This window comes from Tabrizicola fusiformis (assembly GCF_013328815.1).
GTDB lineage: Bacteria > Pseudomonadota > Alphaproteobacteria > Rhodobacterales > Rhodobacteraceae > Fuscibacter.
Map to the genome: position 1 here is coordinate 149,566 of NZ_JABUHN010000005.1, position 25,095 is coordinate 174,660.

Consider the following 25,095-nt stretch of genomic DNA (forward strand, 5'->3'; position numbering starts at 1 on the left):
ACCTTATTTGGGAACGTAGATCTGGTCGAAGATGCCGCCGTCGCCGAAGTGTTCGGGTTGAACCTTGGCCCAGCCGCCGAAGTGGGCGATGTCCACCAGTTCGATCTGCGGGAAGCGGGCCACATCCTCGGGGTTGGCCGCCGAAGCATCCCAGGCGCGGTAGAAGTTCTTGAAGGCGATGGCCTGACCTTCGGGGCTGTAGAGATAGTCCAGATAAGCGGTCGCAAGGGCGCGCTGCTCATCCGACTTGATGTTGCTTTCCACCAGAGCGACCGGCGGTTCGGCCAGAACCGAGACCGAGGGCACCACGATGTCGAACTGATCTTCGCCCAGTTCGGCCAGCGCCAGATAGGCTTCGTTTTCCCAGGCCAGCAGCACATCGCCGATGCCACGCTGGGCAAAGGTGGTGGTCGAACCGCGGGCACCGCTGTCCAGCACCGGCACATGCTTGAAGAGGTCGCCGACGAAGGTCTTGGGGTCTTGACCATTCTTTTCGGCCCAGGCCCAGGCGCCCAGATAGTTCCAGCGCGCCCCGCCCGAGGTTTTGGGGTTCGGCGTGATCACCTCAACCCCGTCGCCGATCAGGTCGCCCCAATCCTTGATGCCCTTCGGATTGCCCTCCCGCACCAGAAACACGATGGTCGAGGTGTAGGGCGACGAGTTGTGCGGCAGCTTGCTCTGCCAGTCGGCGGGCAGTTTGCCCTCTTTGGCAATCTTGTCGATGTCCGAGGCAAGGGCCAGCGTGACCACCTGCGCCTCAAGCCCGTCGATCACCGCCCGCGCCTGGGCGCCGGAACCGCCGTGGCTGGCTTCGATGGTGGGGGCGGCATTTCCGAGCGATTCCCAATGTTTGGCGAAGGCTTCGTTGAATTCACGATAGAGTTCGCGGGTCGGGTCATAGCTGACATTCAGCAGGGTTTCGGCATGGGCCACCGGGGCCGCGCCGAAGGTGACCGCCGCCAGCGCCGAGAAGAGCCCGCGCAGGCTGCGGCGGCGCTGTTGCACGGGCCAGCCGGTCAGGTTGTGGCGGCCCGAGGCGATGGTGACGCGGCCATCGGGCAGTTGGTTCAGCTCAATGCCGATTTCGGTGCTGCCGTTCGGAAGGGTGATGGTGCGGATCATGGGTGTCTCCGTTTGCAATGGGGCGTGGGTCAGGCGGCCTGCGGGCCAAGACGTTCGATGCGGGCCTCCCAGACCAGAGGGTCGCGGCCGTTGAGCAGATCGGCGGCGGCCTCTTCGGGGCGACGGGTGAAGATGACCAGCGGCGTGCCGTTGATGCGGTGGGCCGAACCCGTCCGCCGGTCGATCAGATGCACGGCACAGGTGCCCTGCAGACCCGTCTCGGTGCCGGCCATCCGGTTTGCGGCGCGGGCCTGTTGGATTTCGAAACCAGTTGCTGCGATCATCGTGATCTCCTTCGTCTTCATATCCTTAATAACGACAGGGATTGTCGAGTATTTCAACGGAATAATCTCGGCGATTTTTGTCGCCATTGGAGGAGATTATTCTACCGACTGGCGCAGCAGGCCGGCACGGCAGCACCGCCCGGTGGGGCCGGGGGAGCCAGAAGTCCGTTGATTTTATTGAATTTTACGCCTGCGCCGTTCCGAGCACCTGCTCTGCGACGGCGCCGGAGCGGAGCATGTCTTCGAGCGTGAGCGAGTCGATGATGACGAGGTAGGACCAGAACACCTCGGCAAAGACCTTGCGGATGCGGCAGCTTGCCTCGTCCACGCAGTCCTCGCAGCGTTGGTAGGCGCGGCGCGACAGGCAGGGCAGCGGCGCAATCGGCCCGTCGATGGTGCGCAGGAGTTCGGAAATTGACACTTCGCCGGGCGCCTTGATCAGGCTGTAACCGCCCGAGCGGCCGCGGATCGAGGCGATGATCCCGGCATTGCGCACTTCCAGCAGGATATGCTCGAGAAACCGCTTCGGCGTGCCGGAGCGCCGGGCGATCTCTTCGATCGTCAGCGGCTCGGGCCGCGGCTTGGCGGCCTCGTCGGCAAGGGTCAGCAGCGCCTTCAGCGCATATTTCATCTTCTGCGTGATCATTCCCGAACGCTAGGCGGTTAACAGCGCGGAATCAACGGAGGGAATAGAAAAAACCGCGCCCCCACGGTGGTTTGACCGCGTTACCGGCCGTCGAACACGCCTTGCTCATTCAGGTAGAACGCAACCCCGGCAACGACCAGCACCGCCAGCACCGCGAAGGTGATCTTCCACACGCTCCACGGGCGTTCGCCGCGGACCTCGCCCGTCTGGCCGTTGACCAGAAACTGATAGCTTTTGCCGCCATATTTATAGGCCGCCATCCAGACCGGCAGCAGGATATGCTTGAAGGTTTCGTCCTGCCAATCGGTGTCGATGCTGTCCACCCGCTGCTCGTCGCCGCCGATGTCCTGGCGCACATCCCCGTCGATCACCCGTTCCATGTGGTCGCGGGCGCGGTCATGGCCATCGGCCAGCGCCAGCGTATAGCCCTCGGCCTGAAACCCGGCGAGGTAATCGGGGGAGTAGGGGGCAAGCCCCGCCAGATCCCAGTTCGACAGCGCATTGCCCAGATGCTGCGGCACCCCGGTCGAGGCCATGACCAGCACATCGTCGAACCGCCGCGACACCCGGCCCGAGGCGCTGGACCAACGGGTATGGCGGACCTGTTCCTGCCTTTGCTGGCGCTTGCCGTTGACCGTCACGGTGACGGTGCGGGTTTCGTAATAGTAATCGCCGCGCTGGCCGCGATAGCGGCTGTCGGTATCGGCATCGAAGGTCCAGTAGGGCACATAAATGCCGTTCAGCGCCCGGCCCTTGCGGGTGAACTCCAGCAGGCGGTTGGGCGCGAACCACAGGCTGCCCAGCCATGCCGTCAGCCGGTCGCGCGCCTCTTCCTCTTTCAGCACGAAAGGCACCAGCGCTTGCGGTTTCAGCCGGCGGTGGCTGCCGGTGTCGATCACCACCGGCGTGGCGCAGAACGGGCATTCCGTGGCATGGGCGGCGCCCTTGAACTCTACCACCGCGCCGCAAGACGGGCAGGAGGTGGAGCGCACATCCTCTTGCGCCGCTTCGGGCAGATCGTCGTCCAGCCCGCGCTCCAGCGGGATTTCCCCCAGCGCACGGGTCTTTTTCGGGGCCGAAGCCGCCGGAATGGCCTGAACAAAGCCGCAATGATCACAGGTCAACTCGGTCTGACCGGGCGTAAAGCGCAGGTCGGCACCGCACTGGGCACAGGGCCAGCGGTGTTCCTCGGTGACCGGCATCTGTCAGACTCCTGGCGGCGGGGGCGGCGGCACCATGGCGAAAAGCCGCGCCAGTTCGGTTTCCCCGGCGGGTTTCCAGCCATCCTGCCCGGCGGCCCAGACCATGCTGGCCCGGGTCAGCGCGCCCGAAGCGGCCTGCGCGGCAAGATCGGCCTCGGTGAAGGGGCCCTTGGTGGCGCCATTCTCGGCCAGATGCCACGCTTTGGCGGCGGCGGGCGGCGGCGGGGGTGGAGGCGCCGCGGCGGCGGCTGCCGGTGCGGCCCCCCATGGGCCGATGTTCTGCGCCATGCCCGCGCCGATGCCCGCCGCCATGCCCGCACCCATCATGCCACCCGCGCCCGTGGCGGGATTGCCCAGCGCCTCGGCCGCATTGAACTGCATGTATTTGCCCAGATCGCCCGCCACGCCCATCGAGGTGCGCTTGTCGAGAACCTTTTCGACCTCTTCGGGCAGGCTGATGTTTTCAATATAGAATTCCGGGATTCCCAGACCATATTCGGCCACTTTGGGCGCAATCGCCTGCACGATGATGCGGCCCAGATCGGCGGTGTTGCCCGCCATGTCCAGCACCGGAATGCCCGATTTGGCAAGAACCTGCGACGCTTCCTGCACGATCACGTTGCGGATCTGGTTCGACACTTCATCCGAGGTGAACTCGCCATCGGTGCCGACGATTTCCTTGAGGAATTTGCCCGGATCGGCGACGCGCATGGAATAGTTGCCAAAGGCCCGCAGCCGCACTGGCCCGAATTCCGGGTCGCGGCACATGATCGGGTTCTTGGTGCCCCATTTCTGATCGTTGAAGCGGGTGGTATTGACGAAATAGATCTCGGACTGGAAGGGCGACTGAAAGCCGTGGTCCCAGTGCTGCAAGGTGGTCAGGATCGGCATGTTGTTGGTTTCAAGCATGTAAAGCCCGGGGCCGAACACATCGGCCAACTGCCCCTCATGCACGAAAACCGCCGCCTGCCCTTCGCGCACGGTCAGCTTGGCGCCGTATTTGATGGCATTCCCACGCCGCTCGAACCGCCAGACCATCGTGTCGCGCGTGTCATCCAGCCACGAGATGACGTCGATGAATTCGCCTTTGAGAAAATCGAAGACCATGGGTTGCTCCTTCCCCGGATGGGGTCATGTTTCGCCGTCAACCAGCCGCGTTGCAAGCTCGGTGACGATGGGGCGGGCCTCTGCCTCGGTCATGCCGGGGCGCAGGGCGGGGTTGTAGAGGATGCGCAGCATCAGCTCGTCCATGCGGGTGAGCAGGGCAAACTCTTCGTCGTCGTTGAAGATCGAGGGGCGGGCCGAGGGGCTGTCATTCGGCAGGCCCAGACCTTGGGCGATTTCCTCATGCAGGCAGGACAGGCGCAAAAGGTCGGGATGTTCGGCCCGGATCACCGCAAAGGCGCGCTGATAGATGCCGGAGGTGCCCCGCGACTGCGCCAGCACGATGCAATAGGTCGAGCGGGGCAGATCGGTGATGCCCGCCACATCCTGCGGCGCAAGATCGGGCATCGCCGCGCGCAGCACCGGGCCAAGCGCGCGCCGCTCATCTTCGGACACGACATGGATCAGGAAATTCGGATTGGCATCGTCCAGCCGGATCGGATGGCCGCTGGCTCGCGCCAGCCGCGCCAGATAGGAGGAGATGCGCGCGGTATCGGTCGCCCGCCGTTCCGCCGGAACCGAGGCGCCAAAGCGCAGGCCCACCCGCACCGGCCCGTCCCAGCGGCGCAACTCGCCACTGGCAGACCCGGCGCCGCCGCGGTCGTATTCATCATAAAGCGCGATCCGCAGGAAATTCTCGGTCAGCATCCGCGCGGTGAACGGCGTGTCCGGCCCGCCGCCATCGGTGCGCAACAGCCCCTGCGACAGCAGCGCCTGTTGCACCTGCGCGTAATAGCCCCGGGCTGCGGCGCTGGCGGGGGTGTCTTCCGTCACCGGCGCCGGGGCTTCGGGCCGTGGCGGCGGTGTGGGGCTGCGCCCGGGCGTGGTCGCCACGCAGGCCGAAAGGGCCAGCGCGGCAACCGGCAGGGCAGAAAACAGGCGCAGCACGGCGGAAATCATGCCTCGGTCGCGCCTCCGACGGCCTCGCCAAAGCCGGTCTTGCGGGCGCGGGCGGCCGACAGCGTGTCGCGCAGCTCATGCTCCATCTTGATCAGGCTTTCCTCGGCGGCGGCGCGGCGGGCCTTGCCCTCATCCGCGATGGCAAGGCTTTCCTCGATCGTGTCGATCAGGCTGCTGTTGGCTTTCTGCACCGCCTCGATGTCGAACACGCCGCGCTCCATTTCCGTGCGCACGATGCGGTTGGCCTCTTGCAGGTTTTCCGCATTGGCCGTCAGCAATTCGTTGGTCAGATCGTTGGCATCCTTGATCGCCTCTGCCGCTTCCTTGCTGCGTTGGATGGTCACCGCCTGCGCAAGCTGGGTTTCCCACAGCGGCACCGTGTTCACGAGGGTCGAGTTGATCTTGCCGACCAGCGACTTGTCATTTTCCTGCACCAGCCGGATCGAGGGCAGCGACTGCATCGTCACCTGCCGCGTCAGCTTGAGGTCATGCACCCGGCGTTCCAGATCGTCACGCGCCGAACGCAGGTCGCGCAGTTCCTGCGCCTTCTTCACCTGATCGGCCTCGGGGGCGGCCTGCACCTCGGCCTCTTTGGCCGGGATCACCGTGGCGTCGAGGTCTTTCAGCTTGGCCTCGCCCGCCGCGATGTAAAGCGCCAGCTCGTCATAGAAGCGCAGGGTCTTTTCATAGAGCAGGTCCAGCGACTTGATGTCTTTCAAGAGCGTATGTTCGTGCGTCAGCAGGTTTTCGGTGATCTTGTCGATCTGGCCCTGCACCTCTTCATACCGCGCCATGAACTGCGCCAGCGGGGCTGCGGCGCCCGTCAGACGCTCCCACCAGCTCCGCTCGCGGTTCACGTCCAGCTCTTCGCCGGAAAAGCCCCGGATGGTGGAAACGATGTCGCGCAGACTGTCGCCCGCCGGGCCGACATCCTTGTTCTTCACGCCCGACAGCATTTCCTGGCTGATCACCTGCAATTCGGCCTGCGCACCGGCACCGAAAGAGATGATCGACTGGGTGTTGGTCATGTCGATCTCGGCCATCCGCTTGCGGATTTCCTCGGCCTGCGGGGCGCTGGCCTCTTCCAGCGGAACAAGGGCGGTGCCGGGTTCGGGCAGGATGACGGCGGTCACCTTTTCCACTTCGGCAAGGGCGGTGGCGGCTTGGTCGCGGATGGTATCGGTCATGGTCACTCTCACTATGGGTTTGCCCGCAGAGGGGATCAGGCTTCCAGTTTAAGGCGGTCGCGCAACACCTGAATTTCAACATCCAGATCACTGTGGCTGTTGGCCAGAAGCGCTGTCGAGCGTTCGGCGAAGGTGGTTTCAAGATCGGTCAGCAGCGCCTCGTAATCGGCGCGCACCTTGGCATCGCGGGTCTGGGCGTAATGGTCGGCGAATTTCACCGTCGCGTCACGGGCGCCCATCAGATAGACCGACAGATACTTGCGGGCCGCCGTCAGATCGCCCGGATCGCCCTCGATCGTGCGGAACAACTGGCGGGCGGCCGTGGCAAAGCGGTCAACCCGGGCGTCGAGTGCGCGGTCACCCGCACGCAGGATGGCGTCCTTCATGGCCGACAGATATTTCTCGGCCTCGTCCACCGCACGCGCAACGCGGTCGGTCTGGAACTGGTCCACTCCTTCCAGCCCCTTGTCGCGCAGGGGATCGGGTCCGAAGGCCAAGAGATGCAGCCCGATGCCCAAAATTGCGAAGAGCAGCGGGTAAAGCGGCCCGTTCTGCGACACCAGCCCCCCCAGCGCCAGCGCCACGCCGATCAGCACGGCGCCGAACAGCTTGCGCGGGATCGCCGGGCGGCGGGCGACGCGGCGGGCGTCATAGGCGTCATGGGCCTTGACCCCCTCTTGCGTCAGCCATGCCGCCAGCAGGATCAGCCCGCCCGCGACAAGCGACAGCACCATCTCGCGCGGGGTGCCGCGAAAGGCCGGGATCAGAAAGGCGAAGGCCGGAAAGAACAGGATGCGCGCCCGGCGTGCCGCACGGCTGGCAGGCACCGGGGGCGGTGCCGGGTGCGTCGCCGCCGAACCCGCAGGGGTATCCGGGGCGCCGGGGCTGTATTTGCCGCCAAAACGTTGTGCCATCATGCGCCTCCGCTGGCCGCGACATAAAGGATCAGCGCCAGCAGCAGAAAGAACGAGACCGTGCGAAACCCGTTGGACGACATGGCACCTCCGCGCAAGACCGGCCGGACGGTTTGACTATAGGCAAGGGGCCACGGCCTTGCCAGAGCCACGGGGGGGAAATCGGCGGGAATATTCCCCCTGCCGGTTTCGATGCCCGGACCGGGGCGCCCTTGGCCGATGGTGCTGCCTCCGGCGGGAGTATTTGGAAAGGTGCAAATGCGGGGAGTGCAGGGGGCCTGTCAGGCCAGCGCGGCCGCCTGCGGCAAGAGCCAGATGCCCTTGGGCGGCGCGGTGTTCACGCAAAGCCGGCAGCGGTAGGCCGACGACAGCAGGGGGTCTGTCATCACCTCGGTCGGGCGGCCCGCCGCCACGATCCGCCCGCCGTCCATCAGCACCATGCGGTCGGCGTGCATCGCCGTCAGGTTCAGGTCATGCATCACCGCCACCACGCCGCCCCCCGCATCGGCAAAGCGGCGCAGCAGTGTCATCACCTGCAACTGATGGCCGATGTCCAGCGCCGCCACCGGCTCGTCCACGAAGAGCCACGAGGGGCGACCGTCGCGCATCGGCTCCCAGACCTGTGCGCGGACGCGGGCGAGGTGGCCGCGCGCCTGCTCGCCGCCCGACATGTCGTGAAAGAAGCCGTCGATCTTGCGCGAAAGACCCACTTCGGCCACGGCCTCGTCCACGATGCCGGGGCGGTGGGCGGCATGGCCTGCCTCATGCCCCATCCGCACGATCTCGCGTAGCGTGAAGGGAAAGCCCACCGCCGTCGCCTGCGGCAGCACCGCCCGGCGCTGTGCCAAGGCGCGGGGCGCCATGGTGGCGGGCGTGTCGCCGTCAAGGCTGATCGCGCCTTGCCCCGCCAGATCGCCGGTCAGCATCCGCAAGAGCGTGGTCTTGCCAGAGCCATTCGGTCCGACGATGGCGGTGATCTGGCCGGGCTGCGCCTCGAAAGCGACATCCGACAGCACCGGACGGCGGCCCAGCGATACGCTCAATCCGCTTGCCAGAAGCATGGCCTAAATCTCCATCGTTGCGCGGCGCGCCAGCAGAATCCACAGGAAGACCGGCGCCCCGATCAGCGCCATGATGATGCCGATGGGCAGTTCGGCGGGCGAGACCACCAGCCGCGACACCGTATCGGCGGCAATCAGCAGGGCCGCGCCGAACAGGGCGGCGGTGGGCAACAGGCTGCGGTGGTCCGGCCCGATCGCCAGCCGCAGGATATGCGGCACCACGATGCCGACAAAGCCGATGCCGCCCGAGACCGCGACCGAAGCCCCGGTCATCGCCGCCACGATCAGGATGGCGCCGCGTTTCACCCCTTCGACCGGCACGCCCAGATGACGGGCCACGCCTTCGCCCAATGCCATCGCATTCAGCCCCCGCGCCAAGAGCGGCGACAGCGCCAGCCCGGCGATCAGGATGGGCGCCGCCGCTGCCAGTTTGGTCCAGTTCGCCCCGGCAAGCGAGCCGAGGCCCCAGAAGGTCAGGTCGCGCAACTGGTTGTCATCGGCCAGATAGACCAGCACCCCGGTCGCGGCCCCGGCCAGCGCGCCCAGCACGATCCCGGCCAAGAGCATGGTGGCAATTGAGGTCTGGCCCCGCAGGCTGGCGACGCGGTAGAGGATCAGCGTTGTCGCCCAGCCGCCGAAAAAGGCGAAAAGCGGCACCAGATACATGCCCGTTGCGGCATGGATCGCGGCGGGCATAAGGCCACCCAGCACGATGGCCACCACCGCGCCCAGACCGGCGCCGGCACCCACCCCCACCAGCCCCGGATCGGCCAGCGGGTTGCGGAACAGCCCCTGCATCAGCGCCCCCGACACCGCAAGGCTTGCCCCCACCAGCGCGCCCAAAAGCAGCCGGGGCAGGCGGATGTCCAAGAGGATCGCGCGTTCCGCGGGCGAAAGGTCGCGGCTGAACAGCTCCCACGGCAAAAGGCCCGAGGCGCCAAGGCTCAGGCTGGCCGCCGCCGTTGTCAGCAGGATCAGCGCAAGACCCGCCGTCACCGCACCCACCTTGAGGCGTGGGGCGGTGACAGCGGTTGCCGGGGCCGCGGCGATTGCTGCGGTGGCCATGCTCAGTTGCCCTTGGCGTAAAGGGCGGCGTTCAGGGCAAGGATCGCTTCGGGCGTGCGCGGGCCAAAGCCCAAAAGGAACATCCCCGGCATCCGCACCACCCGTTTCGCCTGTCCGGCGGGCGTGGCCGCCAGCGCGGCATGGGCATAAAGCGGGTCGTCGCCCGGCATACCCGGGCCTTCGCTGCTTTCCATGGCCAGAATGATATCGGGGGCGGCGGCGGCCACCGCCTCATCCGTCAGGGCCTTGTAGCCGGCAAAGCCTTCGATGGCATTCACGCCCCCCGCAAGGGCGATCATCGCGGCGGCAGAGGTATCGCTGCCCGCGCCGGTCAGCCGCCCGCCCGAATTGCCAAGGACGAAAAGGACGCGCGGCTTCGGCCCCGGCTGCGCAGCAACCGTGGCCAGCGCCGCAGCGGTTTCGGCCTCGATCCGGGCGGCCAGTTCGGCGCCTCTGGCCTCTTGGCCCAGCGCCGCAGCCACCGCCTGCACCTTGGCCTCCACGCCTTCGGGGCTGTCGGCGCCCGGGATGGTGACGATCTTCACACCGGCGCCTTCCAGCGTGGCCAGCGTTTCGGCAGGCCCTGCGCCCGCCTCCATCAGGATCAGGTCGGGCGAGACCGACAGAACCCCTTCGGGAGAAAGGGCGCGCATATAGCCCACATCCGGCAGCGCCTCGACCGCGGCGGGATAGGTCGAGGTGGTGTCGCGCCCGACAAGCCGCCCCTCCTGTCCCAGCGCATAGACGATCTCGCTGACCGAACCGCCGATCGACAGCACCCGGTCCTGCGCGGCGGCGGTCAGCGGCAAGAGGGCCAGCGCCGTGGCAAGGAGCAGGCGGCTCACAATGCCACCTCTTCTTCCAGCGCGGGCAGGTCGGCCACCAGCGCGTTCCACGCCGCAGCCGCCTTTTCCCCGGCGCGCAAAACGCCGAAAATCTGCGCGATCAGCGCGCCGCGCCCGTCAAAGAACTCGACGGAATGGGCCGGGCCGCGCTGGGTGTTCTTCACCACATGGTAGATTTCGGCGATGTGGTCCATCCGCAGATGCAGGTCAAAGCCGGGGTCCAGCACGTTGATCCAAGGGCCCATCTCCACCACCCGCACAATCGGGCCGGTGTGAATTTCAATCGTGCCGGAATTGCCGACAAAGAACATGGTGGGCACGGCGGTTTCCGCCGCCCGCTTCATCAGCGTTTCCACCGAACCCGGCACCAGACGGCGCACGAAAGGCGCCCCGGCGATGCGATAGGCGCCCAGCCGGTTCATCTTGAGCCGGGCGGTCACGCGCATGAACTGATGGGTGTCGGTCATCTCTTGCCAGTCATGGCGCAGCTCTTCGGCCCGGTCAGGGTTGCCCTTGGCGGCCTCGGGTGCGCGGCGCTGCTCGGTGATCAGGGTTTGCGACTGATCCTCCAGCGACAGCTCGGCCACCAGCGGCGCCCACGGGGCCACGTCGCTGTCGGCCCGCAGATAGACCTTGTGAACCGCATCGCCCGCCGCGTCGAAGATCTGGAACGAGCGTTTCGGGCCGTTCGAACCCTCTTCCTCGACCGCGAAACCATGCTGCCAATGGCCGGGGAAAATCCGCAGGTCGATGGTTTCATTGACCACCAGCGCGGCATGGGGGCCGGGGCGATACTGGTCATAGACCCCGACCTTTTCGATCACGCAGCTTTCGTTGCGGGTCAGTGCCATCACCGGGCCAAAGGCGGTCAGCCGCGGCAAAAGCCCGTCGGGATGGGCGGCGATGCGGGTCGCGCCATGGCCGACATGGGCGGCAACAAGAGCAGCCTCGGAAATGCCCAAGGTTTGGGCCAGATCGCGCGCACGCGCCTTGGGGTTTTCGGCGCGGGCGGCGCGGATGGCCTCGGGGAAGGTCTGGGTCATGGGGCTGCTCCTTGATGAGGGGGAAGGGGGGCGGGGGGCGATTTGCCCCCCGCCGCGTGTCAGAACTTCAGCGCGCCGCCGATGGTGATGGTGCGGCCACGCCCACCCAGATTGCCGGTCGTCTCGGTAAAGGCGGCATTGGCGGTCTGATAGAAGCTGTCGGTGACATTCTCGACATTGGCGTAAAGGTCGAAATTCTCACGCACTTTCCAGCTTGCATAAAGATCGACCACGGTGCTGGCGTCGATGCCGACCGGGGTTGCCGTGCCGGTCCAGACCTCGCCCGCGCCGGTGTGGCGAACGCGCAGGCCGGTCGTCACCGTCTCATCCCGCCAGCGCATCCCGACATCCAGCGTCGCATAATCGTCCGGCAGCGTGCCCATGTCCGAGATCATCCCCGGATAGGTCGTCAGCGGCTTGTCGGTATTGGCCAGCGTCAGCGACAGGCTGGTGTAGAACCGCCCGGTGTCATAGCGGCCTTCCAGTTCCAGACCCGACAGCACCGTTTCGCCCGGCAGGTTCACCCAGCGCAGGTTGCCATCGGTCGGATCGGTGCTGTAGCCGATGTAATTCTCGATCTGGTTGCGGAACAAAGCCGCCGAACCCGAGAACGGGCCGGATTCATAGGTAAGGCCCAATTCGGCATTCAGCGCCTCTTCCGGCACCAGATCGGGGTTGTTGTTGATCGCGGTCGAAGTCACGTCGCTATGGGCAAAGACGGCGCCCGGATAGAACATCTCCGAGGCGGTCGGCGGCCGCATCGTGGTGGACAGCGCGCCATAAAGGCTGGTCGTTTCGCTGGCCTGCCAATCCGCCCGCAGGCTGGGATTGAACTTGCCGCCCGACTTGCTGTCGATTGCAACCGGGGTGCCGTCGGCCAGGTAATCGGTCACGCCCTCGGTCCGCCAATGGTCATAGCGCAGGCCGCCGGTCACCATGACCTGACCCAGCCCATAGCGGGCCTCGACGAAGACTCCCGATTTGGTCAGCGCGCCATCGGCATTGGCCCCTGACTTGGCGTTGCCGTCATAATCGTCCTTCGACCAGCCCAGACCATAGCTGAGGTCCAGCGGATTGCCGCCCAGATCCAGCCGCGACACGTTGGAAACATCGAAGCCGGTGCCCAGATTGACCCCCTCGCGCCCCGCATAGACGCCGCCGGTGCCTGCCGAGTTGATCGGGAAGCGAATCTTGTTCTCGCTGACCCATGCGTTCAGCTTCAGCTCGTCGCGGCTGTAATTCAGCACAAGGTTGCGGGTGTCCACCTCCCAGACATAGCCCGAAGAGATCGGCGCGCTAAATTCATTGCCATATTGCATGGCGCTGATCTTGAGCTTGCCGAAACCGGCAGCTTCATATTCCGCCTTCAGCAGGAAGGATTGCGGCTCTTGCCCCTTGGTCGCGGTGGTTTCCACCCCGTTGCCGTCCTTGTAGGGCGTTTCCTTGAAGCCAGAGATGGCCCCGACCAGCCCCAGCGTGCCCTCGCCAAAGCGATAGCGCTGGGCAAAGGCGGCGGTGGCGTTCCAGTCCTTGCCATTGGTGCCCGCGCCAAAGCGCAAGAGGGCGCCGCTGTCGCGCCCCTCGATCAGCACATCCGAAACGTCCAGCGTGCGGAAATTGGCCGAACCGCCCAGCGTGCCGATCCCTTCGGCGCCCGAAACCGTGCCGCGCGTCACCTCGACCCCGGCCAGCAGACCCGGATCGACAAAGACCAGCGTGTTCAGCGTGCCTGCATGGCCCGACATGTTGCGCGTGTTCTGCGGAATGCCGTCGATCATCGAATTGACCCGGCCAAAGCTTTGCAGGCCACGGATGTTCACGGTGATGCCGGGGTTGTCGGGCGTCGAACGGGTATAGGTGCCCGCAAGATTGCGCAGCGCCGTGTCCAGATCGCCGGCATTGACCTCGATCACGGCCGAGCCGCTGACGCTGCCGCGCCCGGGCTGCGTCGTGCTGCCCGCGCCCTGCACCAGAATCGGGTCAAGCACGGTGGTCGTCTGTTGCGCGGCCAATTCTGCGGCGGGCAGCAGGGACAGCGCGGTGGAACAAAAGAGAAGCGCGCCAAGGCGGCGGTCGGAACCGGACATGCGTAACCTCCAGAGGTGAAGCGGTTAGGGGCTTCGCTGGCGGGAGGCTGGCGGATGATCGCCGTCTGATGGATTAGATGAGTGTTATTGTCAAGATTGCCCCGGCGCTCTGGCCGGAAATTTCAGCGATTGGCGAAAGCCGCCTCGAAAAACGCTGCCGAACGGCGCAGATAGGTGGCCACATTGCTGCGGCGAAAGACACCGTGGCCTTCGTTTTCAAACAGCAGCACCTCATGCGGAATGCCTGCGGCCGTCAGTTCCCGCACTGCGGTATGGGTGTTTTCCGGGCCGACATTGCTGTCGGCCAGCCCATGCACGATCATCAGCCGCCCCTTGATCTGCTGAATGAAATTCCCGGGTGAGGCATTGGCGTATTTCTCGGGGAACTCTTCGGGCGTGCCGCCCATCATCTCTTCGCTATAGGCGCGGCCATGGGGCATTTCGGTTTCATGATAGTCGATGTCCAGCCGATACATGCCGCACATCGGAATGGCGGCATCCACAAGGTCGGCGTGGCGGGTGATTCCGGTCCAGCTTGAAAAGCCGCCATAGGAATTGCCCGCCATGCCGATGCGCCCGCGCCGGGCATGGCCTGCGGCAATGGCGGCTTCGATCCCGGCGCGGATGTCGGTCTGTTCGCGCCCGCCCCAGCCGTCGTCCTTGACCGCCTCGCGGAAGGCCGCGCCAAAGCCGGTGGAGCCGCGATAGTTTGGGTCCAGCACGGCATAGCCCGATTGCACCCAGAAGCCGATCTTGGGGTTCACCCAATCCTCGGAATGCCATGTCGGGCCGCCATGGACATAGGTGATAAAGCCGCGCGGCGGGCCTTCGGGCAGGTAAAGCCAGCCCTGCAAGGGCGTGCCGTCGGCGGCGGTCCAGCGGAAATCCTGCGGCGCGATATGGGCCCTTGCGGTTTCGGGCGGGGTGAAAAGCCGGGTGCAGGTGCCATCGGCGGCCACGGCCACCACCTCATGCGGGGCATCGCCGTCATAAGCCTCGGCCAGCCAGCCGCCGCCCGGCAATGCGTCATGCGGCAAGAGGCTGCGGCGGCCCGAAAGGTTGGGCAAGCGCGTGCCGCCGGGGAAGATCACCGCCTCGGTATGGGACTGGCGATGCGCGATACAGGCAAAGCCTTCGCTGCCGGGGACAACGGCATGGGGGTAAAGCTCCGGCTCGCCGCCCAGCCAATCAAGCGCGCCGGTGGACAGGGTCAGCACCCCCAGCCGGTCGCGCCCGTCATGGTCGGTGACCACGGCGATACGGTCATCGTCCAGCCATTCGCCCCGGCTGTTGGCGGTTTCGCTGATCCGCAGCACCTCGCGCAGAGCGCTGCCATCGGCATTCAGCACCCACAACTGCGTGGCGCCCGGCTTTGCCTCATGCCGGTGCCACAGGATGCGGGCGCCGTCGGGCGACAGTTTCGGCCCGGTCTCGAACGGGCTGTCCGAGCGGGCAAGGCAGGCCCGCGCGCCGCTGATCAGATCCTGCCGCCAGAGCCAGCCGCCCGCCGTGACCGTGCCGCTGTCATAGTCGAAATCCGCCAGAAACAGCACGGCATCCCCCGCCGCCGTGAAGACCCCGCCATACAGGTAATGGCTGTCCTGCACCGGGGTCAGCCGGGTCAGGACGCCACCGGCGCGTTCAAACAGCAAGAGGTGGTCGTGTTCATTGGCATGAACCGATTGCGCCAGAATGACCCGCCCGCCATCAGGTGACACATCGCGGAGGCTCAGATGATCCTCGGTAAAGGTCAGCCGCGCGGCAGGGGCCGACCCATCGGTCGGCGCGCCCCAAAGCTCGTCGGTTTCGCTCAACCCGCCGCAGGTCCAGAAGGCCCATCTGCCATCCCCCGACGCGCGCATTGTGGTGATTGCAGGCAGTTCGGCCCAAAGCGTGGCAAGGTCGGTCATGGCTTATTCTTCGATGAAATGGCAGGCGGCGCAGCGACCGCCGGGCAGGGCCTGCAGCGCCGGACGCTCGGCGTGGCAGAGCGGCTGCACAAGGGGGCAGCGGCTGGCAAAGACACAGCCCGGCGGAGGGCGGGCGATCGAGGGCAATTCACCCTGCAAGGACTGGCCGCGCCGCAGCCGTTCCGCCACCGGATCCGGCTCTGGCACGGCGGCTTTCAGGGCCTGGGCGTAAGGATGCAGCGGGCGGACGTAAAAGGCGTCGCGCGGCGCCTCTTCCACCACCCGGCCAAGGCACATCACCATGATGCGGTGGCTGATCTGCCGCACCACGGCCAGATTGTGCGAGATGAAGACCAGCGCCAGCCCCAGCTCGGCCTGAATATCCATCAAGAGGTTCACCACCTGCGCCTGAATGGAAACGTCCAGCGCCGAAACCGGCTCGTCACAGATGATCACCTTCGGCTTGCCGATCAGCGCGCGGGCGATGCCCACCCGCTGCGCCTGACCGCCGGACAATTCATGCGGATAGCGGCGGGCGAAATCTTCGGACAGGCCCACCAGCCGCAGCGCCTCGGCCACGCGGGCGCTGCGGTCGGCGGGGCTCAACCCCGGTTCGAAAGTGGCCAAGGGGCGCGAAACGATCTGGCCCAGCGTCATGCGAGGGTCCAGCGCGGCAATCGGGTCTTGAAAGATGATCTGCATCTCCGCCCGCCTGCGCCGCAGGGCGTCGCGGGGCAGGCTGGCCGGATCGTCACCGTTCCACAGCACCTGCCCACCGTCGCGCGGGATCAGATGCAAGAGGGCGCGGCCAAGGGTGGACTTGCCGCAACCGGATTCGCCCACGATGCCAAGGGTCTGCCCCGCCTCCAGCCGCAGGTTGATGTCATGCAGGATCGGCAACACCCGGCTGCGCGCCAGAAGGCCGCCGCTGATCCGGTAGCCCACCGAAAGGCCCTGCGCCTCAAGCACCGGGGTCATGGCTGCACCCCGTAAAGATGGCAGGCCAGCCGCCCCGCGCCCTGCGGCACAAGCGGCGGCTGCACCCGGTCGCATTCGGCAATCCGCTCGGTGCAGCGGGGCGCAAACGGGCAGCCCGGCAGCATCGCCCCGCCCGAGCGCGGCGTGCCCGGGATCGTCACCAGACGCGGCGGCATTTCGGCCTCCATCCGTGGCGTGGCCTGCAACAGGCCACGGCTATAGGGGTGGCTCGGCTGCGACAGCATGGTTTCGGCCGAACCCTCTTCCATGATCCGGCCGCCATAGAGGACCACCACCCGGTCACACAGCCGCGCCACCACTCCCAGGTCGTGCGTCACAAGGATGATCGCCGTTCCCGTTTCCCGCGCAATCTCTGACATCAGGTCCAGCACCTGCGCCTGAATGGTCACGTCCAGCGCGGTTGTCGGTTCATCCGCCAACAGGAGTTTCGGTTTCACCAGCAGGGCCATCGCAATCATCACCCGCTGCCGCATTCCGCCCGAAAACTCATGCGGATAGCGCAGGGCGGCGCGGGCGGCATCGGGGATGCGCACCCGGTCCAGCATGGCCACTGCCGCTGCATGGGCCGCCCGCCGTCCCATGCCCTGATGCACCACCAGCCCCTCGGCCAGTTGGTCGCCCACCCGCTGATAGGGGTTGAGCGAGGTCATCGGATCTTGAAAAATCATCGAGACCGAGACACCCCGCACCCGGTCCAGCGCGCGGGGTGACAGGGCCAGCAGGTTCTGCCCGCCGAACAGCGCCACCCCCTCGACCCGGGCATTTGCCGCCAGAAGCCCCATCAGCGAAAACAAGAGCTGGCTTTTGCCCGAGCCGCTCTCGCCCACAATCCCCAGAACCTCGCCCGGGGCAAGATCCAGCGACACGCGGTCAAGCGCCGTCATCTCGCCGTCCGGCAGGCGGAAATGGACCGAGAGGTCCGTTATGGACAAAAGGCTATCTGTCATTTGGATCAAGGGCGTCCCGCAGCCCGTCGGCGATGAAGTTGAGGCAGAACAGCACCACGGCCAGAAGCGAGGCCGGCAGCAGCAACAGCCGCAGGTCGGTCTGCATCTGCCCGGTTCCGGCGGCGATCAGGTTGCCCCAGCTTGCCTGCGGCTCTTTGATGCCGATGCCAAGGAAGGACAGGAAGCTTTCCGACAGGATCACCTCGGGCACCAGAAGGCTGCCGTAGACGATCACAAGGCTGATGGTGTTGGGCACGATATGCTGCGTCACGATCTGCCAGCCGGTCATGCCGCCCGCCCGCGCCGCCTCGATAAACGGGCGGCGGGCCAGCGATTGCGCCTGTGCCCGCACGATCACCGCAGGCGTCAGCCAGAGGGTGAAGACGATGGCGACAAAGAGCGCAATGTTGCCGCCGCCGAACAGCAGACTGAGCAGGATCACAAGGATCACATAGGGAAAGCCATAAAGAATCTCGACCGCGCGCATCATCAGCCCGTCGGTGCGCCCGCCGACAAAACCCGAAACCGCGCCGTAAAGCACCCCGATCACCCCGGCGACAAAGGCCCCGGCAAAGCCGATCAGCAGCGAGACCCGCCCCCCCTCCATCACCCGCACCAGAAGGTCGCGGCCATAATCATCGGTGCCAAAGGGATGGGCCGAGAAGAGATCAATCCCGGCGCCGATATTGTCGAAATCGGCGTCCTCGCCGTTGAAGGGAAATGCCAGCGGGCCAAGAAAGCACAGGGCCACCACGGCCAACAGCACAAGGACCGACAGCATCGCCAGCCGGTTCTGGCGAAAGCGGCGGAATTGCAGGGCGGTGGTGCTCCGCGGGCTGTCAACCGTCATGGCGCACCCGTGGATCAAGCCAGCCGCGCAGAAGGTCGGTCAGAATGTTGAACACGATCAGAAAGGCGCCGTAGGTGATGGTGATGCCCATGACCAAGGGATAATCCCGGTTCAGCGCGGCATCGACGAAATGCCGCCCCACGCCGGGCACGGCAAACATCGTCTCGATCAGGATTGACCCGGTGATCAGCGCCGCCGCCGCCGGGCCAAGATAGGCCACCACCGGCAACAAGGCCCCCGTCAGCGCATGGCGCCACAGCACCCGCCAGCCGCCGATGCCCTTGGCGCGGGCGGTGCGGACGTGGTTTTCCCGCAAGCTCTCGATCAGCGATGATCGTGTCAGCCGCGAGATATAGGCGATGTTCGGCAGCGCCAGCACCACCACCGGCAGCACGACCGACCGCCAGCCGTTGTTCCAGCCGCCGACCGGAAACCAGCCCAGATGCAGCGAGAAATAAAGCTGCATCAGCGGCCCGATGATGAAGATCGGAATGGCAATGCCAATCACCCCCACGGTGCCCGCGACATAATCCGTCACCCCGTTGCGCCGCAGCGCCCCCGCCAGCCCCAGCGCAATCCCCACCAGCGCGGCAATCAGGATGGCCCAGAAGCCGATGGTCAGGGAATAGGGCAGGCCCGAGGCGATCAGGTCATTCACCGAATAATCGCGGTGCCGCGTCGATGGCCCAAGGTCCAGCCGCAGGATGCCCCAGAGATAGCGCCCGAACTGCTGCCAGACCGGCTCGTCCAGATGGAAGGCGGCCTCGATATTGGCCTGCACTTCGGGGCTGATCTTGCGATTGCGCGAGAACGGACCCCCCGGCGTCAGCCGCATGACAAAGAAGGTCAGCGTTGCCAGTGCGGCCAGCGTGAGGAACCCGTTCCAGAGGCGTCTTGCGATAAAGGGAATCATGGCGCGGGGCGCATCACTCCAGCGTCATGTATTGCGAGTTGTGATAGCCTGCGGCCGAAGCCTCGAACCCTTTCACATTGGGTTTGACCAGATGGCGATAGGGTTCAATCGCAAGGGGCGCAAAGATGTAGTCGTCCAGCAGGATCTTTTCTGCCGCCGCCAGCGCCTCATACCGACTGGCCTTGTCGGGTTTGGTCGCGGCCACGTCCATAGCGGCGTCATATTCCGGTTTCACCCAGTCATAGCCCGGCTCGGCCGAAGGGCGCATATAGGACAGGAAGGTTTCCGGCCCGGCGAAATCGCCCACGAGGTTGTCGGCAAACACGTCCCAGTCATCGGTATAGAACAGGTCCAGCCAAGCCTTGCGTTCCTGCGCATTGACCACCGCATCGACGCCCAGCACCTTTTTCCACATCAGGGCAATGCCCTGCGCGCGGCGGGTGTTGATTTCGGCCACCGTGCTGGCGATCGACAGTTTGAGCGGATTGTCCGGCCCATAGCCCGCCTTGGCATAAAGCTCTTTCGCCAGCGCCTCACGCTCGGCCTGGGTCATGGCGGCTTCGGCAATGTCGGGGCCATGATATTCGGGGTCGAACCCGCCGGCATAGTTCAGCTTCGGCACCGCCTCGCCCTTGACGATCTTGCCTTCCAGCACCTCGCGGTCGATGGCCAGCGACAGCGCGCGGCGCAGGTCGATATTGGCCAATTCCGGCTTGGACAGGTTGAAGCTGTAATAGATCAGATAGGTCGAGGCGAAGGTCTTCACCTCATCCGGGATTTCGGCCTTGAGCTGTTCAAGCTGGCCAAGCGGAATGTCATAGGTCACGTCCAGCTCGCCCGCCTGATAGCGTTTCAGCTCAGTCGAGACATCTTCGGTGACGTGATATTTGACGAAGGGGATATTCACATTGGCCGCGTCCCAGTAGTTCGGGTTCCGCTCCAAGAGGACATGGCTTTGCGGCACCACCTCCTTGATCACATAGGCGCCGTTTGACACCACCTTGCCCGGGTCGATGAAGCCCGCCGCGCCATTGGCGGCAAAGCTGGCGCCGTGCAGCGGCGTCACCTGAAAACTGCCCATCAGGTCAAGGATATGCGGCGCGGGGGTGTCCATGGCGATGACAACGGTGCGCGCATCGGGCGCCGTGACGCCAAGGGTGGCGATGTTGGTCGTCTCGCCATTGGCAATCGCCTCGGCCCCGGTGACCTTGATCGTCGAATAGAAGTAGTAGCCCTTTTCCGAAGCTGTCGCCGGGTTCAGCGTGCGAAAGATGCCATCGACGAATTCCTGCGCCACCAGCGGGTCGCCGTTGGACCATTTCAGCCCCTCGCGCAGATGGAAGGTATAGGTCTTGCCGTCGGCACTCGCCTCCCAGCTTTCGGCGGCGCCCGGGATGATCTTGCCCATGGGATCGAAGGTCACCAGCCCCTCATAGACATCGGATTGAATCCAGCCCGCCGCCGCGTCGAAATTCACATGCGGATCAAGTGAGGACCATTCGGACCCGATGCCACGGTCCAGCGTGTCATCGGCGCGGGCCGGGGCGGCCAGCAGGGTGGCGGCCATCAGGCCCGCAGCCAAGAGAAGGCCGCGAAAGGTAAAGGGTGTCTTCAGTCGCATCGCAATCTCCCGGTTGGTTTGTTTTTATATGTCAGGCGGACAGAAGGTCTCCGCTTCGGCGGGGCTCCGCCCCCGCCACATGCGCCAGCCCCTGCCCACGCAGGCAGGATGGCCAGAGTTCGATACGAAACAACAGGCCCGCACAGGGCGCGGTAACGGGCAGGCGCAGACGCATCATCGGGTCGGTCACATGGCCCAGAACCTGACCTTCGGTCACGGTATCGCCGGGGCGGGCAGCCCATGTCACCACGCCACCCTGCGGTGCAAAGACCTCAAGCGCGCCGGAGAGCGGCAGATGCCGGGCGTCGGGATGGGACAGGATTGCCTGCCCGGCCAGAACGCCGACGGCGGTCAGGTAATCCATCAGCCCCGCCGCATCGCGCGCCGCGGTGGCATCGTCCACATCCATCTGGCCGCGCAGTTCCAGGGTTGTGGCAAAACAGGCGGCAGGAATCGGAAAGCGGTCGCCAAAGCAGCGGCGCAGCAGCACCCATGACGCTGAATGCGCCTCGTCAAAGGCATGCCCGCCCGAGATTTCCTCGATCAGGGCCAGTTCCGCCCCCATCGCCCGGCACAGCGCGGCAGTATCGCCGGGCCGCGCGGGTGAGGCGTAAAGATGCAGCACCGCATGATGGTCACAGTGGATGTCCAGCACATGGTCGGCGTCATGTGACCAGCCCATCAGCGCCAGCCGCAGCGCCGCGCCCTGATCGGGCGCCGGGGCCGCCGCCAGCGCCCGGCCAAAGGCGGCGCGGATCGCCTGAACGTTCTGCGCCGGATCGTCGCCCAACCGCTCTTCAAGATCGTCGCCGGCAAGCGCCGCCAGATCGGGAAAGCCGCGGTTGAAATTCTGCATCGTGCCAAGGTCTTGCCGCCCCTGCGGCTTGCCCTGCACCCATTGCGCAAAGCCGATGGGATTGGCCAGCGGCACCACCAGAACCTCCCCGGCGATCCGGCCTTCGGCCTCGGCGGTTTCAAGCAACGGGATAAGATGTTGCAAGGTCAGAACGCCCGGCATCTCATCGGCATGAAGCCCGGCCTGCAGATAGGCTTTGGGCCGCGCCCCCGGGGCGCCAAAGCGCAGACAGGTCAGCGCAAGGCTGCTTCCGGGGCTGTCGGCGGCTAGGGGGCGGGTCTTGGTGATCACGGGGCGCGGATTGTCCTTGTTGAAGCGGTATTCAAAACCATTGGTGCGCGCCGCTGTGGGGTTCGTCTTGTCGGTTTCCGACATTGGCGGCGGCGCGAAACACCGTTGCACCGGCAGGGCGCCCTGTCACCCGATTTCGCGCTTTGCCACCTTGTTGCCACAATTGCGGTCTTTCTGCCGCCATACTGCGGTTGCAGTCTTGCGGCGGACACGCCAGAAGGCGATCACAACAGCATTGGACAATCGGAGCGCGAAGCTTCGGGCCGGAGGCAGGCATGAGTGGGTATCGGGCGCTGAAAGCGGGCCTTGTGGGTCTGGCTTGTCTGGCGGGGCTTTGTGCGCCCGCGCGGGCCGAAGAGCGGGTGACCCTCGGCTGGGGCCGGATGTTCCACAATGACGCCATCGGCGACGGCAATGACCGCTGGCAAAGCGGCGGCTACAGCGTGAGCATGGTGCGCGGTGTGTCTTATGGCGGCACCTTGCCAGCCAGCCCGGGCGAGATTCTTGAATTCCGGCTGGCGGCCGACATCATGGCGCCCGCGAACCTGAGCAGCCCCGCTGCTGATGACCGCCGCTATGCCGGTGCCCTCAGCTTCGGGGTGCATACGCATTTCGACTGGAAGGGCACCGAAATCAGCCTTGGCGGCGATCTGGTGGCCACCGGGCCGCAAACCGGCATTGGCCGCTTCCAGAGCTGGGTTCATGAACGGCTGGACATGCCGGTGCCCGGCGCGCTGGACGATCAGATCGAAAATGGCATCCACCCCACGCTTCTGGCCGAGGCCGGGCGCAGCTATGCCCTTGGCAGCGGCGCGGCGCGGCCCTTCGTGCAGGTGCAGGCGGGCGCGGAAACGCTGGTGCGGCTGGGGGCCGACCTGACCTTCGGCGGCTTTGGCCAAGGTGACCTGATGCTGCGCGACGGCGCGACGGGCCTGCGCTATCGCGCGGTTGAAGGCGACCGCAAGGGCGGCATTTCTTTCGTGCTGGGCGGCGATGTGGCCCATGTCTTTGACAGCATCTATCTGCCCGAAGGTGGCGCGGTCACGCTGACGCCCGACCGGCTGCGGCTGCGCGCCGGCGTGCATTGGCAGGGTGTGCGCAATTCGGTCTTCTATGGCGTCAGCTATCTGTCGCCCGAGTTTGAAGAACAATCCTCGGGGCAGCTTGTGGGCGGACTTAGCGTCAACCTGAAGTTCTGATTGAAGTTCGGGCGCCAGCCGGCTGCAATGGAACAGAAATTCTGTTTCGTTGCACAAATGCAATAGCATCTTTCTGCCGCTATTGTTAACGTCTGCTCACAAACAAAAACAAAACGAGCAGGCAAACAGGCATGAAAACGGGCTCTCCGGGCACGTTCGTCATATCCTGGTCACAAACGGAAGTAGACGGCCTCAAGGCCGCGTCCTTGGATGTTCTTGCGGTCGGCACCACCTGGCGGTGGAGCGGGGCGGCGGTAAGGGTGGACGGACCGCAGGGGGTTCTGCTTCTGGAAGGGGCCGAGGGGGCAGCGGATATCCGCAAACGCGCGGCGCGCATGGTGCGTCGGCTGGTCGGAACGGCGGTGGGGACCGCCGTCACCGAAACGACCGAGGATGAGGCGCCGGAACTGCCGGACCAAAGTTTCATCGTCACCGACGGGCATCAGAGCTTTACCGTGACCATCATACCCGTTCCCGATACCGGGGCGCGTCTTTTGATGCTGGTGGGCGATTTGCCGCCGCCGGATCAGGATTTGTGGGTGGTGCGCACGGCGATCGACCGCTCGCAGACGGCGGGCGGCGCGCGGGTGGCGGCCGGGGTGATCTGCTTTGCCCCCGACACGCGGCTGACCACGCCCTGGGGCGCCCGGGCCATTCAGGATCTGCGCCCCGGCGATCTGATCCAGACCCGCGACAATGGTGCCCAACCAATCCTGTGGACCGGCCATCGCCGGATGTCGGGCGCACGGCTTTACGCCATGCCGCACCTGCGCCCGATCCGCTTCAAGGCGGGTGCGCTGGGCATCGGGCGCCCGGACGACGACCTGCTGGTTTCGCCGCAGCACCGGATGCTGCTCCGCGGACCCGCGGCGCAGGCGCTGTTCAGCACGCCCGAGGTTCTGGTGGCCGCCGAAGACCTGATCAACGACAGCACGATCTGCGTCGATCATGCGCTGCGCGAAGTGACCTATATCCATGTCATGCTCGAAGCGCATAACGTGGTCTGGGCCAACGGGCTGGAAACCGAGAGCTTCCATCCGTCGAACACCGCGCTGGATATGCTCGACCCGGCGCAGCGCGATGTGCTGCTGGGCCTTCTGCCCGGCATTGCCGAGAATCCGCATTCCTATGGCGATTATGCCCGCCGCAACCTTTCTGCCTCCGAAGCGGCGATCCTGCGGCACGAATTGGCGGCATAAACTGCCGGGCGGCGGTTGACTCTGCTTTGACCGACTGTATAAGCCCTCCAAGTCCCGGATGAGAGTCCGGGGCTTTTCATTGGTGTTGGTGGACTTCGCAAGAAGAACCCTGTCAGGCCGCAAGGCCAAAGGACAACGCCCTTCGTAACGTCAGAAGGAGATCAGAGATGACCAAGCGCACCTCTGCCAAGTATAAGATTGACCGCCGTATGGGCGAAAACATCTGGGGCCGTCCGAAGTCCCCGGTGAACAAGCGCGAATACGGCCCCGGTCAGCACGGCCAGCGCCGCAAGAACAAGCTGTCGGATTTCGGCACCCAGCTGCGCGCCAAGCAGAAGCTGAAGGGTTACTACGGCGACCTGACCGAAAAGCAGTTCCGCAAGATCTACGGCGAAGCCGAGCGGGTCAAGGGCGACACCGGCGAAATGCTGATCGGTCTGCTGGAGCGCCGTCTGGATGCGGTCGTCTACCGTGCCAAATTCGTCCCGACCATCTTCGCCGCCCGTCAGTTCGTGAACCACGGCCACGTCACCGTGAACGGCAAGCGCGTGAACATCGCTTCCTACAAGGTTTCGGAAGGCGACATCATCGAGGTTCGCACCAAGTCGAAGCAACTGGCCCTCGTGCTGGAAGCCGTGGCGCTGACCGAGCGGGATGTGCCCGACTATCTGGAAGTTGACCACAACAAGATGACCGCCAAATTCGTCCGCACCCCGGGCTTGGGCGACGTGCCCTATCCGGTCAAGATGGAACCGAACCTGGTCGTCGAATACTACGCCAAGAACTAAGC

23 protein-coding genes are annotated in these 25,095 nt (G+C 65.4%); 3 read left to right on the forward strand and 20 right to left on the reverse strand.

The features are described from left to right. Positions 1–3 precede the first annotated feature (3 nt). The 20 genes from HS053_RS09670 to HS053_RS09765 form a co-directional block, all read right to left on the reverse strand. Positions 4–1,122 (reverse strand): sulfate ABC transporter substrate-binding protein, encoded by a 1,119-nt coding sequence (locus tag HS053_RS09670; protein ID WP_241699808.1) that lies wholly within the window; start codon positions 1,120–1,122, stop codon positions 4–6. A 29-nt stretch (positions 1,123–1,151) separates the two neighbouring features. Next, positions 1,152–1,406: a hypothetical protein gene (locus HS053_RS09675; protein WP_241699809.1), complete on the reverse strand. Its 255-nt coding sequence runs from the start codon at positions 1,404–1,406 to the stop codon at positions 1,152–1,154. Between the two features lie 184 nt (positions 1,407–1,590). After that, on the reverse strand, positions 1,591–2,052 hold the full coding sequence (locus tag HS053_RS09680; protein ID WP_174211034.1) for an RrF2 family transcriptional regulator: 462 nt from the start codon (positions 2,050–2,052) through the stop codon (positions 1,591–1,593). 80 nt (positions 2,053–2,132) lie between these two features. Further along, on the reverse strand, positions 2,133–3,254 hold the full coding sequence (locus HS053_RS09685; protein WP_174211035.1) for a TFIIB-type zinc ribbon-containing protein: 1,122 nt from the start codon (positions 3,252–3,254) through the stop codon (positions 2,133–2,135). A 3-nt stretch (positions 3,255–3,257) separates the two neighbouring features. Further along, positions 3,258–4,361: an SPFH domain-containing protein gene (locus tag HS053_RS09690; protein WP_174211036.1), complete on the reverse strand. Its 1,104-nt coding sequence runs from the start codon at positions 4,359–4,361 to the stop codon at positions 3,258–3,260. A 24-nt stretch (positions 4,362–4,385) separates the two neighbouring features. Then, complete coding sequence (locus HS053_RS09695) at positions 4,386–5,318, reverse strand: DUF2927 domain-containing protein (protein WP_174211037.1); 933 nt, start codon at positions 5,316–5,318, stop codon at positions 4,386–4,388. Beyond that, positions 5,315–6,505: a toxic anion resistance protein gene (locus tag HS053_RS09700; RefSeq protein WP_174211038.1), complete on the reverse strand. Its 1,191-nt coding sequence runs from the start codon at positions 6,503–6,505 to the stop codon at positions 5,315–5,317. The genes HS053_RS09695 and HS053_RS09700 overlap by 4 nt, the downstream gene beginning before the upstream one ends. Positions 6,506–6,540: 35 nt before the next feature. Then, a complete protein-coding gene (locus HS053_RS09705; protein ID WP_174211039.1) occupies positions 6,541–7,419 on the reverse strand; it encodes a 5-bromo-4-chloroindolyl phosphate hydrolysis family protein in 879 nt (292 codons plus the stop codon). Between the two features lie 281 nt (positions 7,420–7,700). Beyond that, positions 7,701–8,480 (reverse strand): heme ABC transporter ATP-binding protein, encoded by a 780-nt coding sequence (locus tag HS053_RS09710; RefSeq protein WP_174211040.1) that lies wholly within the window; start codon positions 8,478–8,480, stop codon positions 7,701–7,703. Between the two features lie 3 nt (positions 8,481–8,483). Continuing rightward, positions 8,484–9,545: a FecCD family ABC transporter permease gene (locus HS053_RS09715; RefSeq protein WP_174211041.1), complete on the reverse strand. Its 1,062-nt coding sequence runs from the start codon at positions 9,543–9,545 to the stop codon at positions 8,484–8,486. Positions 9,546–9,547: 2 nt separating this feature from the next. Beyond that, positions 9,548–10,390, reverse strand: coding sequence for an ABC transporter substrate-binding protein (locus tag HS053_RS09720; RefSeq protein ID WP_174211042.1), 843 nt, complete (start codon positions 10,388–10,390; stop codon positions 9,548–9,550). After that, positions 10,387–11,433 carry a hemin-degrading factor gene (locus HS053_RS09725; protein ID WP_174211043.1) on the reverse strand — a complete coding sequence of 349 codons (1,047 nt, stop codon included), beginning with the start codon at positions 11,431–11,433 and terminating at the stop codon, positions 10,387–10,389. Before HS053_RS09725 ends, HS053_RS09720 begins: the two co-directional genes overlap by 4 nt. Before the next feature lie 59 nt (positions 11,434–11,492). Beyond that, positions 11,493–13,520, reverse strand: coding sequence for a TonB-dependent receptor domain-containing protein (locus HS053_RS09730; RefSeq protein ID WP_174211044.1), 2,028 nt, complete (start codon positions 13,518–13,520; stop codon positions 11,493–11,495). A gap of 122 nt (positions 13,521–13,642) precedes the next feature. Further along, complete coding sequence (locus HS053_RS09735; RefSeq protein WP_174211045.1) at positions 13,643–15,430, reverse strand: S9 family peptidase; 1,788 nt, start codon at positions 15,428–15,430, stop codon at positions 13,643–13,645. Positions 15,431–15,433: 3 nt separating this feature from the next. Further along, complete coding sequence (locus HS053_RS09740) at positions 15,434–16,408, reverse strand: ABC transporter ATP-binding protein (protein WP_174211046.1); 975 nt, start codon at positions 16,406–16,408, stop codon at positions 15,434–15,436. Next, on the reverse strand, positions 16,405–17,376 hold the full coding sequence (locus HS053_RS09745; RefSeq protein ID WP_174211047.1) for an ABC transporter ATP-binding protein: 972 nt from the start codon (positions 17,374–17,376) through the stop codon (positions 16,405–16,407). The genes HS053_RS09740 and HS053_RS09745 overlap by 4 nt, the downstream gene beginning before the upstream one ends. After that, positions 17,366–18,226 carry an ABC transporter permease gene (locus HS053_RS09750; RefSeq protein ID WP_174211048.1) on the reverse strand — a complete coding sequence of 287 codons (861 nt, stop codon included), beginning with the start codon at positions 18,224–18,226 and terminating at the stop codon, positions 17,366–17,368. The genes HS053_RS09745 and HS053_RS09750 overlap by 11 nt, the downstream gene beginning before the upstream one ends. Continuing rightward, positions 18,216–19,139, reverse strand: a complete 924-nt coding sequence (locus tag HS053_RS09755; protein ID WP_174211049.1) for an ABC transporter permease — start codon at positions 19,137–19,139, stop codon at positions 18,216–18,218. The genes HS053_RS09750 and HS053_RS09755 overlap by 11 nt, the downstream gene beginning before the upstream one ends. Positions 19,140–19,152: 13 nt before the next feature. Further along, a complete protein-coding gene (locus HS053_RS09760; protein WP_174211050.1) occupies positions 19,153–20,760 on the reverse strand; it encodes a peptide ABC transporter substrate-binding protein in 1,608 nt (535 codons plus the stop codon). Positions 20,761–20,791: 31 nt separating this feature from the next. After that, the gene (locus HS053_RS09765; RefSeq protein ID WP_174211051.1) at positions 20,792–21,991 is read right to left on the reverse strand and encodes a succinylglutamate desuccinylase/aspartoacylase family protein; all 1,200 of its coding nucleotides are present in this window, start codon (positions 21,989–21,991) and stop codon (positions 20,792–20,794) included. A gap of 191 nt (positions 21,992–22,182) precedes the next feature. Between HS053_RS09765 and HS053_RS09770 the strand changes: the two genes are divergently transcribed. From HS053_RS09770 to rpsD, 3 genes are all read left to right on the forward strand, one after another. Further along, entirely contained in the window at positions 22,183–23,106 is a 924-nt protein-coding gene (locus HS053_RS09770; RefSeq protein ID WP_174211052.1) for a lipid A-modifier LpxR family protein, read from the forward strand. A 206-nt stretch (positions 23,107–23,312) separates the two neighbouring features. Next, positions 23,313–24,305 carry a Hint domain-containing protein gene (locus HS053_RS09775; protein WP_347233315.1) on the forward strand — a complete coding sequence of 331 codons (993 nt, stop codon included), beginning with the start codon at positions 23,313–23,315 and terminating at the stop codon, positions 24,303–24,305. Positions 24,306–24,472: 167 nt separating this feature from the next. Then, a complete protein-coding gene (rpsD, locus tag HS053_RS09780) occupies positions 24,473–25,093 on the forward strand; it encodes a 30S ribosomal protein S4 (RefSeq protein ID WP_174211054.1) in 621 nt (206 codons plus the stop codon). The last annotated feature ends 2 nt before the right edge of the window (positions 25,094–25,095 follow it).